The 14,247-nt window shown below is 63.3% G+C and carries 13 protein-coding genes; 1 reads left to right on the top strand and 12 read right to left on the bottom strand.

What is annotated here, in order from left to right; all coding sequences use genetic code 11:
• The first annotated feature begins 145 nt into the window (after positions 1 to 145).
• Positions 146 to 301 carry a hypothetical protein gene (locus tag ABCV34_RS01945; RefSeq protein ID WP_345797589.1) on the top strand — a complete coding sequence of 52 codons (156 nt, stop codon included), beginning with the start codon at positions 146 to 148 and terminating at the stop codon, positions 299 to 301.
• A 12-nt stretch (positions 302 to 313) separates the two neighbouring features.
• On the opposite strand, the gene ABCV34_RS01940 is transcribed toward ABCV34_RS01945, so the two are convergent.
• From ABCV34_RS01940 to ABCV34_RS01885, 12 genes are all read right to left on the bottom strand, one after another.
• On the bottom strand, positions 314 to 1,411 hold the full coding sequence (locus tag ABCV34_RS01940) for a ribonucleotide-diphosphate reductase subunit beta (RefSeq protein WP_345797588.1): 1,098 nt from the start codon (positions 1,409 to 1,411) through the stop codon (positions 314 to 316).
• Between the two features lie 97 nt (positions 1,412 to 1,508).
• Entirely contained in the window at positions 1,509 to 4,019 is a 2,511-nt protein-coding gene (locus ABCV34_RS01935; protein WP_345797587.1) for a ribonucleoside-diphosphate reductase subunit alpha, read from the bottom strand.
• A 228-nt stretch (positions 4,020 to 4,247) separates the two neighbouring features.
• Positions 4,248 to 5,693, bottom strand: a complete 1,446-nt coding sequence (locus ABCV34_RS01930; protein WP_345797586.1) for an NAD-dependent succinate-semialdehyde dehydrogenase — start codon at positions 5,691 to 5,693, stop codon at positions 4,248 to 4,250.
• Positions 5,694 to 5,862: 169 nt separating this feature from the next.
• On the bottom strand, positions 5,863 to 7,293 hold the full coding sequence (locus ABCV34_RS01925) for a 4Fe-4S binding protein (RefSeq protein WP_345797585.1): 1,431 nt from the start codon (positions 7,291 to 7,293) through the stop codon (positions 5,863 to 5,865).
• Between the two features lie 95 nt (positions 7,294 to 7,388).
• Positions 7,389 to 8,246 (bottom strand): FTR1 family protein, encoded by an 858-nt coding sequence (locus tag ABCV34_RS01920; RefSeq protein ID WP_345797584.1) that lies wholly within the window; start codon positions 8,244 to 8,246, stop codon positions 7,389 to 7,391.
• 15 nt (positions 8,247 to 8,261) lie between these two features.
• The gene (locus ABCV34_RS01915) at positions 8,262 to 8,678 is read right to left on the bottom strand and encodes a cupredoxin domain-containing protein (protein ID WP_345797583.1); all 417 of its coding nucleotides are present in this window, start codon (positions 8,676 to 8,678) and stop codon (positions 8,262 to 8,264) included.
• Between the two features lie 13 nt (positions 8,679 to 8,691).
• Positions 8,692 to 9,228: an iron transporter gene (locus ABCV34_RS01910; RefSeq protein WP_345797582.1), complete on the bottom strand. Its 537-nt coding sequence runs from the start codon at positions 9,226 to 9,228 to the stop codon at positions 8,692 to 8,694.
• Between the two features lie 135 nt (positions 9,229 to 9,363).
• Positions 9,364 to 9,930, bottom strand: coding sequence for a polyhydroxyalkanoate synthesis repressor PhaR (phaR, locus tag ABCV34_RS01905; RefSeq protein ID WP_345797581.1), 567 nt, complete (start codon positions 9,928 to 9,930; stop codon positions 9,364 to 9,366).
• A 5-nt stretch (positions 9,931 to 9,935) separates the two neighbouring features.
• Positions 9,936 to 10,673, bottom strand: a complete 738-nt coding sequence (gene phbB, locus ABCV34_RS01900; RefSeq protein ID WP_345797580.1) for an acetoacetyl-CoA reductase — start codon at positions 10,671 to 10,673, stop codon at positions 9,936 to 9,938.
• An 11-nt stretch (positions 10,674 to 10,684) separates the two neighbouring features.
• Entirely contained in the window at positions 10,685 to 12,274 is a 1,590-nt protein-coding gene (gene phaC / locus ABCV34_RS01895; RefSeq protein ID WP_345797579.1) for a class I poly(R)-hydroxyalkanoic acid synthase, read from the bottom strand.
• Between the two features lie 166 nt (positions 12,275 to 12,440).
• The gene (pgeF, locus tag ABCV34_RS01890; RefSeq protein ID WP_345797578.1) at positions 12,441 to 13,265 is read right to left on the bottom strand and encodes a peptidoglycan editing factor PgeF; all 825 of its coding nucleotides are present in this window, start codon (positions 13,263 to 13,265) and stop codon (positions 12,441 to 12,443) included.
• A complete protein-coding gene (locus tag ABCV34_RS01885) occupies positions 13,265 to 14,230 on the bottom strand; it encodes an RluA family pseudouridine synthase (protein WP_345797577.1) in 966 nt (321 codons plus the stop codon). The genes pgeF and ABCV34_RS01885 overlap by 1 nt, the downstream gene beginning before the upstream one ends.
• Positions 14,231 to 14,247: the final 17 nt, after the last annotated feature.

Here is a 14,247-nt window from a genome sequence, read left to right as displayed (position 1 = left end):
GGTATCGCTCAATCATGACTGTCACGCGGGACACCCGGATAGGGGTGGGGTAACCCGCCGATAAACTTATTACACTTGGACCAGGCACCGAATCGAATCCACTGGTATCGTCGCCGGTGACCCATTCACCCACCCATCATCCCACATGAAAGCATTGATCCTGGCCTGCCTGCTTCTATCTTCTACCCTGACCGGTTGCGCCGTCTACACGCCATCCGGCTCGGTGGTTGTCGATCCTGGTGGCGGCCCGGGCCGTGGCGGTTTCTGCCCGCCCGGACAAGCCAAGAAAGGCAACTGCTGATCCCGGAACGCCTCAGAATTCATCGTCGAACACGACCCCTTCGTCGGTACGGCGCATGACGCCGACCTTGTAGGCGGCAATGTCCTGCTCCTGCGGCGAAGCCTGGGTCTTGCTGATGTTCAGCCACTTCTCCATGTATTTGAGCGGGTTGGCCTGCGGGAATTCATACCGGTCGGTCTCGATACCCAGGGTGTTGTAGACATCTTTGGCGCAATACAGGGTCCATGCCGCCAGCCGGTCGCCATTCATGCCAACCAGTTCACGTCCCTCGGAAAACAGGTACTGGATCCAGTCCAGCTCGCTGTCGACCACTTCGGCGATCAATTGCTCGATCTCCAGCCGGCACTGCGCAAAGGCCTGCTGGCCGCGTTCGGTGCGCAGTTCATTGCGCAGCACGGCGCGATCCAGCTCGGCATGGATTTCCAGTTCGTCCTGGGCAATTTTCTGGATGGCCTTGCCGATGGGCTGGAACATGCCGGTGTCGCAGATGGCGAAGGTCACGGCGAAAGATGCCATGAACTGAATGCGTTCCATGCAGAACAGCGCCACTACCATCATGAACAGGGCGTTGTAGGTCGTCTGATCGTTTTTCAGATTACCCAGCGCGTATTGGTGCGACGCCTCGTAGCCCTCGCCGAAAGCTCTGACGACGCACGAGAGCCGGTCATGCGCCTGCCGCACACTGAGAATCTCGTCGATGATGGCCGACGGATCGTCGAAGGAATTGCGCACGATTTCGGAATAGGTCGCTGCGTGAACGACCTCGTTGTCCGAAATCCGCTGCCAGGCCGCCCACAGTTCCGAGGACGTGATGAAGGGCGCCAGAACGGGGGCGATCGAGCGCGAGGCGACGCTGTCGGCCTCCCACTGCCAGGCGAGCGTCTTGACCATCATGTCGTAGGTTGCTCGCGGGCAGCTCTTGAAGTCGGCGTTGCAGGACGAATAGTCGAACTCGTTCTCGTCCCAATCAAGGGATTTCTGGGTCTTGTACAGCGCCCAGATGTCGGGATAGTGACGGTTGATGGTGTCGAACAGGCCCTGCTTTTCGCCCATGAAGAGCAGCGGCTTGGCGTAGTCCTGTTTCTGATAGTTGAAGACGTTGTCAGACATGGCGGATGTTCCTGGTGAAAAGTGAGGCAACCGCCAGCGCGCGGCGCCCCGAAGGCGCGGCGGACGGTTGCCGGGTTGGATGAGCGCGAACAGGACGCTAAAGCGTGCAACCACCCGCGCAGACGGGGTCATCGGCGTTTTCCACGGCATCCGGCGCCGGGATCCGGGCGCTCAGGCCGATGCCGACGGCCCCGGCCAGCCGCACGAAGCCCTGGGCGGCCACCGAGAAATCGGCGACTTTCTTCATGCCGGCCGACGTCTTCTGGTTCATGTAGTACTTGGACTTCAGACCCATCTTCACGCGATACAGATAATTCTGGATCATCTCGGTGGATTCGATGCTGGCGTCGCCGATCACCTTGCGGTAGAAATCAGCCGAAATGCCCTGATCGGTCCATTTCTGGATGATGGCGTAAATGTCCGTCATGTCCTCTGTGGGAACGTCCCAGGCGGATTCGTACCACCGGCCCAGCGTGTCGCCCTCGGGCGCGGCCCAGTAGTTCACCCGCTGGTTGTCGGTCTTGATCATCGTCAGTTCGCGGATCGGGTAGACGCCGTTGGTGGTGCCCGACGAATTGGCCGAAGTTTCGGTGGGCATGTGGGCGGCCACCACCGAATTGCGGATCCCGCCATTGGCGACGATCTCGGCGCGCAGGCGTTCCCAGTCGTAGCGGTTCTCGAACGGCGCGATCTTGTCCACATTGCGGTTGTAGGTGTCGGTCGGCAGCCAGCCCTGAGGCCACCTGGTCTTGTGCATCCAGGGCGCGTTGCCCAGTTCCTTGCCCAGCCGCAGGCTGGCGCGCACCAGATGGTAGTAATGGCGTTCGGCGACCCAATGGACGAACTGCTTGCCTTCGGCTTCGGTGTAGCGCTTGTGATTCTTTGCCATCAGATGCGCCAGACCAAGCATGCCGACACCGGCATTCAGACGGGCTTTGGACGTCACCCCGACGTGCGGCAGTTCGTAGTCAGCCAGGTGAATGCACTTGTCGATCATCAGCAGCGCATAGTAGGCGACTTCGTCGTATTGCTCGTCGGATTCGATGTTCGACACCACGATGCCGGCCAGATTGCAGGTCGCGACTTCCGGCGAGGAATACCGGACGATTCGTTCGACCCGCGTGCCGTCCGCCAGTTCGTCACCGGCCTTCAGGTCCTCCAGGTAGACTGTCCCCCGGCGGGTTTCCACCACACCAGTGCCCGGCTGCAGCGTGCGCTGCCGGCCATCGGCATCCAGGAACTCCACGAAGGACACGTCGCCCGACTGATAGAGCTCAGTGATGTGGTTGTAGGGCGCCGTGGGCAGCGCGATTTCCGAGCACAGATTGGAGCTGTAGATCGTGCCATTGAAGGGCGTGTGCCGGTTCATCTCGTAGATGTTGTGCTCGTAGACGCGGCCCGTCTCGTTCCACTCGTTGATGGCCGTGATCAGCAATTCACGCGCATTGACGTAGTGCTTCTTGAAATTCGCGTTCTGTTCGTACTGGGTGTAGAGCGCCTCGAAACGCGGCTCGTCGTCGCTGTACAGGGCGTCGTACAGATCGGGAGCGGTGTAGCAGTTGAAGAGGAACACGTTCTCGTTGCGCGCGACCTTGCGTGCGAAGAACCGGTTGCCGCCCCAGGAATAATCCATCCCGCGGATCTTCTTGTCTTCCGTGGACATGGGGTTCTTCAGGCGCAGCAGGGTGTCGACTTCCGGATCGAAGATCGAGAAATAGCTGGTGCAGGCACCGCCCCGTCCGTTCTGCAGATTCGCCTTGATCTCGGCCACGACCGCCCGTAGATAGGGCAGCTTGCCCTGATGGCGGATCACGCCGCCGCGCACCGGATCGTTGACCGAGCGGGTCTGCAGGTAGGAACCGATCCCCGCACTCATGTAGGTCATGGTGTTGGCGATGTGGTTGCCCACTGCGATGGAACGCGCGGAATCGCCCGATGCGTACAGGCAGCAGCTGGCATAGCCGCGCAGCGGGGTGCCCAGGTTGATGTGGTTGGGCGTGGGCGCGTTGATGCGGTTTTTGGACAGGTGCTCGTAGAATTTTGCCACGTCGCGCATGCGGCGTTCGCGGGGCTGGTCCACCGCCAGCGCCATCGCCATGCGCATGTAGACGAACTGCGGGGTCTCGTAGTGGATGCCCTTGACGCGGTCGGAAATTGCATATTTTGACCGGTGCGTATGGATCTGATAGTGGGCGTATTCGAAATCCCGGGTGTGGTCGATCATGCCTTCGACCTGGAAATATTCCTCTTCCGAATAGTCCAGACGTTCCATGTAACCCAGGCCTTCGAGGCGCCGGTGCAGGGTCAACACCGTGGGAAAGGCTCCGTCGCAGACGTCCTTGAGTTCCTTCTGGGCCAGCGCGGCGTACAGACGGCCGGCCATGCGGTTATAGGACCAGGTGTCGGCATCCAGGCAGTGCCGGATGAGCTGCATCTGCAGGAATTCCGAGGAACACTCCTCGGGCATGTTGGTGACGGTCTCGAGCACCACCGACGGCCAGTCCACCCCATCGCCCAGAGTGGTGGCCCCCCATTCCCCCCAGCCATTCAGTTTCGACGGGATGAAGGGCTCTTTCCTGCCATCGCGTTTGATAACGGTCTTGATCATGGTGGTCGTCTTTTTTGAATGATGGATGAGAGGGGATCGGGTGCGTCCGTCGTGGAACGACATCCGATCCTGCGCACATGGTACACCAACCCTTGTGCGCAAACCACCTCAAAACACTACATGTAGTGATTCAAAAATTGACGATTTCCGACCGGCGGCAATCGCTGACGAGCGTGCCCGCCCGTCTCCTGTGGCGGAGCCGGGCGTATCGCGCGGAAAGCAACCGCATCAGACCCCGACGACCGACACGGCCTTGGTGTTGAGGTAGGCCTCCAGAGCCTCGGGGCCGCCTTCGGTGCCGTAGCCGGAATCCTTGATACCGCCAAACGGCAGCTCGGCCGAGGGGGTCGCCGGCTGATTGATCCACAGCATGCCGGCCTCGACCCCGTCGGACAGCAGCCGCACGTTCTTGAACGAACGGGTGAAGGCATAAGCCGCCAATCCGTAGGACAGGCGGTTGGCTTCGGCGATAGCTTCCTCGAGACGATCGAAAGGCAGGATGCCGGCCACCGGGCCGAAGGGCTCGTTGTTGAACAGGTCGGATTGCGTCGTCAAGCCGCTGATCAGAGTCGGTGCAAAGAAGTTGCCGACCTCGCCAACCCGGTGGCCGCCAGTCAGGATCTCGCCGCCACGCCGCCGGGCGTCATCGACGACCTGGGCCATCGCCGCCAGGCGACGGGGATTGGCCAGGGGTCCCAGGGTTGTCCCCTCGTCCAGGCCCGCCCCAACCTTGAGGGACTGCGTCTGCCGCACGAAGGCCTTGGTGAACTCGCCCACCAGGCTGCTGTGCACCAGGAAACGGGTCGGCGAGATACACACCTGGCCGGCGTTGCGGAATTTGGCCTTGCCGGCCGCGGACACGGCAAGCTCGACGTCGGCATCCTCGGCCACGATGACCGGCGCATGGCCCCCCAGTTCCATGGTTACCCGCTTCATGTGGGCGCCCGCCAGCGCGGCGAGCTGCTTGCCGACGGCGGTGGACCCGGTGAAGGTCACCTTGCGGATGACGGGATGCGGGATCAGATAACCGGAGATCTCGGCGGGATCGCCATATACCAGGCCGACCGTCCCCGGCGGCACCCCGGCATCCACGAAGGCCTGCAGCAGCGCTGCGGGTGACGCCGGCGTTTCCTCGGCTGCCTTGCACAGGAAGGAACAGCCTGTGGCCAGCGCGGCGCCCAGCTTGCGCACCACCTGGTTGATCGGAAAGTTCCAGGGGGTAAAGGCCGCCACCGGACCGACCGGTTCCTTCAGCACCAGTTGCTGGGCCGCAGGATTGCGCGAGGGCACGATGCGGCCATAAACCCGCAGCCCCTCGTCGGCAAACCACTCGATGATGCCGGTCGCCGCCAGGGTTTCGGCCCGGGCCTCGGCCAGCGGCTTGCCCTGCTCCAGCGTCAGCAGTCGTGCGATATCGCCGGCGCGCTCGCGCAGCAGGGCGGCCGCCCTGCGCATGGTCGCGGCGCGTTCGTGGGCGCTGGTGGCGCGCCAGGCCTCGAACCCCTGCTGGGCGGCGGCCAGAGCACGGTCCAGATCAGCCTTCCCGGCGTGCGCCACGCGGCCGATCACCTGCCCGGTCGCCGGATTGACGACGTCGAGCGTGCGGCCATCCGCGGCATCGACCCAGGCATTGGCGATCAGCAGCCGGGTATCGGGATAATGGGGCGTAGTCATGCAATGTTCCTCCGTCTGATGATGAGTAGCAGGCCCAAGCCCGGCCTGCTCCAGTGTGCCGCTGGCCGATCCTGATCATAGGCCGGCCACACGGGACGCTACTGGCACTGTATCAAAACAAGGGGCACCGCACGCCCCACACGCCGGAGCCCGGCGTACAAAGATCGGATCACCACAGGACGAAGAACAGCATCCAGGCCCAGCAGAACGGCAGCAGCCCCGCCGCCACCGCGAGGACAGCAGCTGCTCGCCGCAGCGGTTGCACCGTGCGCAAGCCGGCCAGACGCCACTCGAAGCGCAGGCTCCAGGCCAGAGCCAGCGTCAGCAGGGTGAAGCGCAGCGGATTGGCCCAACCGGTCGGCACACCCTCATGCTGGAGCAAGGTCAGGGTAGTCGCCGACAGGCCCAGGAACACCCCAACGCCCGCAGCCGGAATCAGGCCCTGAGCCAGTTTGTGGACGCCGGCCAGGGGACTGCGCAACAGCAGCCCCGCCGCATCGCGGACTCCAGGCCGCTGCGCCGCCGGCAACACCCGGTCGGCCAGCCAAAGACCGCAAAAAACAGCGCCGCCGACCACGACGGCTGCGCCAAAGATGAACATCAGGATGACCACGCCGTCCAGCCAGCTGAAGCTGTCGTTGACCTCTGGATAATGGGTCAGAATGAACCAGGGCGCATTGTCAGCCAGCGGCCAGTAGACGTCGTGGTTCACCAGCCAGGTGGCGATGGTCTGCTTGATCGTCACGAACCAGGGGCTGGCGCTCCAGAGAAACGCCCCAACGGCGATCCCCATCAAGCCAAAGACAATCAGCATCGTCTGCCAACCGCTGCCTTCGGCCACATGGATGATCTCGGCCTCAGGCGATCGCGGCGACAGCGCGATGGCCCCCCGGTAGTCGCTGCAACGGCCGCACATGTGGCATTCCGCCGCTCCCTGCATGTTGCGCAATGGCAGCAGAGGTGCACAGTTGATGGTTTCGGTGCGCCGCACCGGCGCGCGCCAGGCCTGGGCATCCACCCGGTAATACCAGGGAGCCAGCTTGGCCAACAGATTGAATACGCCACTGACTGGGCACAGGTATTTGCACCAGACGCGCTTGTTGCGACCGTACAGCCAGCCCACGATCATGGCAGCGATCGTAGACCCGCCCAGCACGGCCGCCACGGCCCATGGGTACTGATAGACGCTGACCAGCTGCCCGTAGATTGTCGTCAGGCTGAAGGCCACGAAGGGCCAGCCGCCCCAGCGCATCCAGCGCGGAATGGCACCGCCTCGTCCATGCCGGCTGGCCCATTCGGTCAGGGCGCCTTCGGGACAGAACAGGCCGCACCAGGCGCGGCCCAGCAGCGGAATGGACACCAGCACGAACGGCCACCAGATACCCCAGAAAGCAAACTGGGCAACCACCGTCAGGTTGTTGAAAACAGACGCGGTGCGGTCGGGCAGAGGCAGAGCGGCCGGAATGATCAACAGCGCCAGGTAGACCCCCACGATGGACCACTGCATCCGCTGGATGGCGCGCTGGTGGTCGCGCAGGAAATCCCCGACACGCGCGACGCCCGCGCGAAACCCCTGCCCGCGCGCAGATGACCTGATCATGAAATCGTTCCTGGATACGCTCGTCGAAAGCACAGGGCGCAAAGCGCATACCGCCTGCCTGCCCCTTGCAAATCCCTGTTCATCGCAGCGACGATTCAGGTCGCCGCCGGTGTTCCCGCAGGTCGCACAACCGCTCTGGGCACGAGCGAGGCGCGACGCAGCAATTGAGTGACGACACCCCAGTAGGCCATCCAGATCAACAGTTGCGACAACGCGGGAGCTGCCCGGTAGCCGGCGAAATCAGCCAGGATTTTGCCCAGGCCGCCTTCGGTGCCGAGCAACCAGCTGCTATCCCAGACCGGATCCACCAGGGCCGGCAGCACATCCAGCGAAATCAGCCGGTCCGTGGCGGACACGAGCAGCGCGCCAGCCAGCAGCAACAGCAGGACCTCGGTCAGCTTGAAAAATCGCCGCCAAGTGATGATTCGTCCGCCCAGCTGCAGCAGCCAGAAGGTCATCAGCGCGACCGCGAAGCCACCCAGACCCGCCAGCGCCATCGACGCCATATGACCGTCATCCTGGGAGGACAAGATGGCGCCATACAAGAACACCACGGTTTCGCTGCCTTCGCGCGCCACGGCGATCATGACCAACGCGAGCAGCCCCCACCAATGATCCTCGCCGATCTGCTCGGAGGCGCCGGTCTCCAGTTCCCGCTTCAGGCCTCGGCCGTGACGCCGCATCCAGACCACCATCTGGACCACCAAACCGCACGCGATGAGTGCGATGACCGTCTGAAACCATTCCTGCCCGGTATCCGACAGCCAGGAAGCTACCCCCAGCAAAGCGAGAGCCAAGGCCCCGGCCAACAGGAGCCCGGCGCCAACGCCACCCCAAAGCCATGGCAGCCCGCGCCGCCCCTCGGGCGACATGCGCAGCCAGGAATACAGGATGCCGACCACCAGCATGGCCTCGACACTTTCACGCCAGACGATAAAGGCGACTTGTTCCATAGAAAGATACCTGAATCAGGGTTTGGGCAATACCACCAGGGTGCCCTTCACCTGGGGGTGGAAATCATCGAAGAAGGGGTATTCGCCTGGTCGCGAGAGGGTGAACACGATAAAGGATGTCACTCCCGGACCCAGGACCTTTTCTTTGCGCAAGGGCAGGCTTTCGAATTCGACCGCCTTGGTGCTTTTGTTCACCAGCACGATCTTGAACCGCCCGGCGGGGACTTCCAGCCGGGTGGGCTCGAAGGTTCCGTCCGCATTGAAGGTCAGCGTATAGACCGGCATTTCGGCATGTGCCGCGGACAGCGGCGCCAGCCACCCGGCCAGCGACAGCAGCGCCAACGCCAGCCAGGCGCGCGCGCCCCGGGTGACGCCGGCCGACCATCCCGGAATGTCATGGGTTGGAGAGAACTGAAACATGTGCGAAGTCATGACCGGTGCCACCTCAATAGCCGCCCTTCTTGCCCGTGCCGGCATAGACGAAGTCGTACTTCACTTCGAAGGTCTTGAACCAGGGGGCAACGCCCGTTTCCTTGTCCACATGACGGCCGAAGTGGTTGTCGTGCGCGGTCTCGGGGGAACCGACAATGACAGTCAGCTGATACTTGCCGGGGCCTTCAAGCTTGACGTTATCCCCATAGTGCGTGCCGTCGTTGGCCACCATCGGCATCAGATCGCCCTTCAGGGCCTTGTCGCTGCCTTGTTTCTGCAGGACATACTGGACATTCAGATAGGGAGCCCAGGAGCCTTCGGGCAAACCATTCTTGTTGTCGGCGGTCGCATGGATATCGGCTTCGAGGTGGATGTCGGAGTCCTTCGCCGCACGCATCATGCCTTCCGGCGCCATCTCGACAGGCTGCAGGTACACCGCCGCGACTTCCAGGCCATTGATGTCTTTCGGCTGGCCGATAGGGTATTCAGCCGCAAATGAGGACGATGCCAGACTCAGCCCAGCCAGTGCTACGAACAGCTTGTTCACCATGAATGATCTCCGAGATCGTAAGAAGAATGATTCTCGTTAATTTACCACCTTACAAAACCGGAAATCCAGAAAAGATGAAAAATTTTTGATGCGCATCAAAACCGGGGAATGCGATTCCCCGGTTCCGGCGATGGCCTAGCCCTTTTTCTTGCCTGTGTCGGGCTGGCCCGGGAAGGGGAAGCCGGTGAAGAGGCTGCGTGTCTGGTCCTGCATCTGATCCTGCATCTGCACGAACAGGTTGCGGCTTTGCTCTATGTAGTTGTTCATCATGTTCTGCAGGGCTGGCGTCTGCATGTTCATGAGCTGCGCCCAGGCCTCGGGCCCGAAGTGCTGCTGATACAGTCCCTGCGACTGTTCCGTCATGCGGTCCTGGATGTCCATCAGCACCTGGATGTTTTTTTCCAGGAAGGTGCCCATGACCCCCTGCATGGCATGCCCATAGAAACGGATGATCTGGGCCAGGGCATTGGCCGAGAACATGGGCACGCCGCCGGATTCTTCCTCGAGGATGATCTGCAGCAGGATGCTGCGGGTCAGGTCGTCACCGCTTTTGGCATCGACGACCCGGAACACCGCGTGATCCAGAACCAGTTGTTTGATGTCGGCCAGCGTGATGTAGGCGCTGGTCTGGGTATCGTAGAGCCGGCGGTTGGGATATTTCTTGATCAGTCGCTCGGACTGCGTAGCTGTCGTTTGTGGCATCTGTCTCAACCCATGTGCAGGCCGCCGTTGAGCGAGAAATCCGCCCCCGTCGAAAAGCCCGCGTCATCCGATGCCAGCCAGGCAACCATGGAACCGATCTCCTCGGGCGTGCCCAGGCGTTTCACCGGAATCGTGGCGACGATCTTTTCCAGCACGTCGGGGCGGATGGCACGCACCATTTCAGTGCCGATATAGCCCGGCGACACGGTGTTGACGGTGACCCCCTTGCCCGCGACTTCCTGTGCCAGGGCCATGGTGAAGCCGTGGATGCCAGCCTTGGCCGTGGAATAGTTGGTCTGACCGAACTGGCCTTTCTGGCCGTTGACGGAGCTGATGTTGATGATCCGCCCCCATTGGCGTTCGACCATGTCGTCGATCACCTGTTTGGTGACGTTGAAGAGACTGTTCAAATTGGTGTCGATGACCGCGCGCCAGTCTTCCTGGGTCATCTTGCGGAAAACACCGTCGCGCGTGATGCCGGCATTGTTCACCAGAACGTCCACCGGACCGAACTGTTCCTTGACCTGGACGAAGGCCTGGACCGTGGAGTTCCAGTCGGACACGTTGCCAACGGACGCATTGAATTTGTAGCCCAGGGCGGCTTGCTCGTCGAGCCATTTTTCGTGGTCCCGGCTGGGGCCGCAGCCTGCCACCACAGTAAAGCCTTCCTTGGCCAGCCGCTGACAGATCGAGGTGCCGATCCCGCCCATGCCGCCTGTCACATACGCCAATTTTCCGCTCATAGGGTTCTCCTTCAGTCTGCTTTTACTTTGACATAGCGCCCGGGGGCGGGCTCTATGATGGGATAGTATCGATTTCCCAGGGTGCGGCCGGCCCGGCGCACAGGCCCCGAATGGTCGGCCAGCCAGGCCAGCCAGTCGGGCCACCAGCTGCCGCGCGCATGCGTGGCGGATGCGAGCCAGTCGGCCGGGTCGCTGGGTAGCGCCGCATCCGCCCCCGTCCAGTAACCCCGGCGGCCTCGTTCGGGCGGATTGACGACGCCGGCGATGTGGCCGGATTCACCCAGCACGAAGCGCAGCGGCCCGCGCAACAGGAGCGTGGAGGCGTAGGCCGATCCCCAGGGCACGATGTGGTCGTCATGCGAGGCGTACAGGTACGCGGGCATGTCCAACGTGCGCAGGTCGACGACCTGGTCGCACACACGCAGCTTGCCGGTCTTCAGGCGGTTTTCGAGGTAGGTGTTGCGGAAATACCAGGCGAAGAACGGCCCGGGAAGGTTTGTGCCGTCGGCGTTCCAGGACAGCAAGTCGAAGGCCCGCGGCGATTCGCCCATCAGATAGTTCGAGCCGACGTAGTTCCAGACGAGTTCGGACGGGCGCAGAAACGAAAAAGTGGTGGACAGTTCGCCGGCTGTCATCAGCCCCCCCGCCCCCATCTGCTGTTCGCGCGTGCGGGCATGCAGTTCGTCGACGAAGACATCCAGGATGCCGGTATCGCGAAAGTCGAGGAACGTGGTCAGCAATGTCAGTGCGGCCACCGGATCCTGGCCGCGGGCGCGGGCCACCGCCAGCGCCGTCGACAGCAGCGTACCCCCGACACAGAACCCCAGGGCATTGATCCGGGGCTGCCGGCTGATATCCTGCACAACCTGGATGGCGCGCAGCACGCCGTCCTGGATGTAGTCGTCCCAGGTGCGGGTATCGATGCCGTCCGTGTCGCCCGGGCGCGGATTGCGCCAGGAGATCATGTAGACCTGAAAGCCTGCTTGCAGGGCATGGCGCACGAGGGAATTGGCCGGCTGCAGGTCCAGGATGTAGTACTTGTTGATGCAAGGAGGGACCATCAGCAGGGGGATCTGATGCACCTGCGTGGTCTGCGGGCGATACTGGATCACCTGCATGAGGGGGGTTTCGTAGACGACGGCGCCGGGCGTGATGGCCAGATTTTCCCCCGGCACGAAGGCGGATTCGTCCACCTGAGTGATCCGGCGGCGGCGCAAATCAGTCACCAGGTTTGCCAGCCCCTGCTGCAGCGAAGCCCCCTGCGTGCGCACGAGCGTTCGCAGGGCATCGGGATTGCTGGCCAGGAAATTCGACGGCGCGGCAGCCTCGACCCACTGCATGACCGAAAATTGCAGGCGTTCACGCGCGGCGTCGCCCACGTCCGCAGCCTGCGCCAGGCGCTGCAGGGCGTTGGTCATGATCAGATAGGCATGGGCGGAAAACAGCGCCTGCGGATTCGTCGACCAGGCGTCCGAGGAAAAGCGCCGGTCGGACAGCGGCGTCAATGCCCCCTGACGGGTCTGATCCAGCAGAGACTGCCAGGCCTGCAGAAAATCGGACTGAATGGCGGCCAGACGTTCCGACGAAACACCGGGCGGCATTAACCGTCGAGATGAATTCGTATCGCCCACTGCGCCCCCCGCCCTGGCGAAACCCCTAAGGATTCCGTGACCTCATGTGTGATTCATTCTGACATACTGGCTTGCCGCGTCAATCCGGGTAAGTCGCTAGGAACCAGAGACCGCCGTATGACGTTTGTTTTCGTGATCATACCAGCCAGGCCAGCGTGGCCTGGCGCCCCGTGCGTGCCTGCCGCCGGTAGGAAAAATACCGATCCGCTTGGCGATAGGTGCATTCGCCGCTATTTTCCACACGCCCCACCCCCGCCTGCGTCAACCGCCAGGCGGCCAGCCCGGCAAGGTCGGCCAGCCAGCGGTCGCTGTCCTGGCAGGCACTGAAATACGCCGCCAGCGCGGAATGTCCGTCCACGAAAGCCGAGCGCACGTCATCGCCGACCTCGAAGGCGGTCGGCCCGATGCCCGGCCCGATCCAGGCCCGCCAACCGGATGCCTGAGGAGCCTGCCGTCGCATGGCGGACAGGGTGTTCTCCAGGACACCAGCGGCAAGCCCGCGCCAGCCGGCATGCGCAACCCCCAGCACGGTCCCTTCCTCGTCGGCCAGCACCACCGGCAGGCAGTCCGCGGTCATGATCGCAAGCGGCCGGCCCCGGCGCATCGTGGCCGCCGCATCCGCGCAGGGCACCGCGTCGGCCGACCGCGATTCGACGCGCCCCACGTCCGCCGGGCAGGCCACCTGAATGGCCCCGTCGTCCCGCAACGAGGACGGATCCTCGCGGACGTCCGTGCCGTGCACCTGATTCAGCCAGAGGGGATCGCCCGGCAGTCCAGCCCTCAAGCGGGCCCGATTTTCCTGCACGGCAGCCGGGTCGTCACCGACGTGCAATCCCAGATTCAGGCTGTCCCAGGGTGCGGCGCTCACGCCACCGGCGCGCCACGTGCAGAAATACCGCACACCGGTCCACGGTTCGCCAGTCACCCCCGTCAGGCCGTTGGCCCACTCGACTGTCCTCATCAGGTCCCCTCATCCCACTGGATCCGGTCGCGCACCGCGCGGAAATCGTCCGGCGGGTCGGCGAAAAAGGACTGCCACTGCCCGCTGCCCGGGTCCTGAAAGCTGAGCGCGCGCGCATGCAGCATCTGGCGTTCGGCCCCGGCAAGCGTGCTGCCGCCGTAGAGCGTGTCGCCCAGCAACGGATGGCGCAATAACGCCATATGCACACGGATCTGGTGCGTGCGGCCGGTTTCCAGCCGGCAGACGACCTCGGAAATGCTGGCATCATCGCAATGGCCCAGCATCTGGGCGGCATAGTGCGTCACGGCCGGCTTGGGCGCGATGGGGCGGTCCGCACTCATGCGCACCGGCACCCGTGCGTCGCGGCCGATGGGAGCGTCAACCGTCCCCTCGCCTTTCAGGGTGCCATGCACCAGCGCGCAGTATTCGCGTCTGACCGTGCGCGCCTGCAATTGCCGCACCAGATGGGTCTGAGCGGTATCCGTGCGAGCCACCACCAGCAGACCCGAGGTGTCCTTGTCCAGGCGGTGCACAATCCCCGCCCGCGCCACGTGCAGCAATTCCGGGTAGCGATGCAGCAGACCGTTGAGCAGTGTGCCGTGCCAGTTCCCGGCCCCTGGATGCGTCACCAGGCCCGCAGGCTTGTTCACCACGATCCAGTCTGGCGCGTCGGCCACGACATCGAACGCCACGTCTTCGGGCGTGAACGCCAGGTCCTCGGGGGCCCGCTGGGGCCAGACCTGGATGCGGGCACCGGGCCCCACACGGGTGCGGATCTTGCCCACCGCGCCGTCGACCCGGACGTGACCGTCCTCGATCCAGGACTGCAGCCGGCTACGGGAATGCTGCGGCAAAAGGCGGGCGAGCACCTTGTCCAGGCGGTCCGGCAGAACGTGCAGGGGAAGCTCGAACAGCTCGGGCTCTTCGGGGCCGGCGTCCTCGGTGGCGAACTCTGTGTCAGGCATGGCGACAAATCATATAA

Origin of the sequence: Castellaniella sp. MT123 (assembly GCF_039614765.1) — a bacterium.
Lineage (GTDB): Bacteria > Pseudomonadota > Gammaproteobacteria > Burkholderiales > Burkholderiaceae_B > Castellaniella.
Note: the sequence above shows the minus strand (reverse complement) of the source record. Positions and strands in the feature narration are given on the sequence as shown.

What these genes read in the sequence shown, in the direction of transcription:
- ABCV34_RS01945 (WP_345797589.1), top strand. Translation starts at nt 146, where the DNA reads ATGAAAGCATTGATCCTGGCCTGCCTGCTTCTATCTTCTACCCTGACC.
- phaC (WP_345797579.1), bottom strand. Translation starts at nt 12,274, where the DNA reads ATGCCGCCCGGTGTTTCGTCGGAACGTCTGGCCGCCATTCAGTCCGAT.
- ABCV34_RS01885 (WP_345797577.1), bottom strand. Translation starts at nt 14,230, where the DNA reads ATGCCTGACACAGAGTTCGCCACCGAGGACGCCGGCCCCGAAGAGCCC.
- ABCV34_RS01915 (WP_345797583.1), bottom strand. Translation starts at nt 8,678, where the DNA reads ATGACTTCGCACATGTTTCAGTTCTCTCCAACCCATGACATTCCGGGA.
- phaR (WP_345797581.1), bottom strand. Translation starts at nt 9,930, where the DNA reads ATGCCACAAACGACAGCTACGCAGTCCGAGCGACTGATCAAGAAATAT.
- ABCV34_RS01940 (WP_345797588.1), bottom strand. Translation starts at nt 1,411, where the DNA reads ATGTCTGACAACGTCTTCAACTATCAGAAACAGGACTACGCCAAGCCG.
- ABCV34_RS01920 (WP_345797584.1), bottom strand. Translation starts at nt 8,246, where the DNA reads ATGGAACAAGTCGCCTTTATCGTCTGGCGTGAAAGTGTCGAGGCCATG.
- ABCV34_RS01930 (WP_345797586.1), bottom strand. Translation starts at nt 5,693, where the DNA reads ATGACTACGCCCCATTATCCCGATACCCGGCTGCTGATCGCCAATGCC.
- ABCV34_RS01910 (WP_345797582.1), bottom strand. Translation starts at nt 9,228, where the DNA reads ATGGTGAACAAGCTGTTCGTAGCACTGGCTGGGCTGAGTCTGGCATCG.
- phbB (WP_345797580.1), bottom strand. Translation starts at nt 10,673, where the DNA reads ATGAGCGGAAAATTGGCGTATGTGACAGGCGGCATGGGCGGGATCGGC.
- ABCV34_RS01925 (WP_345797585.1), bottom strand. Translation starts at nt 7,293, where the DNA reads ATGATCAGGTCATCTGCGCGCGGGCAGGGGTTTCGCGCGGGCGTCGCG.
- ABCV34_RS01935 (WP_345797587.1), bottom strand. Translation starts at nt 4,019, where the DNA reads ATGATCAAGACCGTTATCAAACGCGATGGCAGGAAAGAGCCCTTCATC.
- pgeF (WP_345797578.1), bottom strand. Translation starts at nt 13,265, where the DNA reads ATGAGGACAGTCGAGTGGGCCAACGGCCTGACGGGGGTGACTGGCGAA.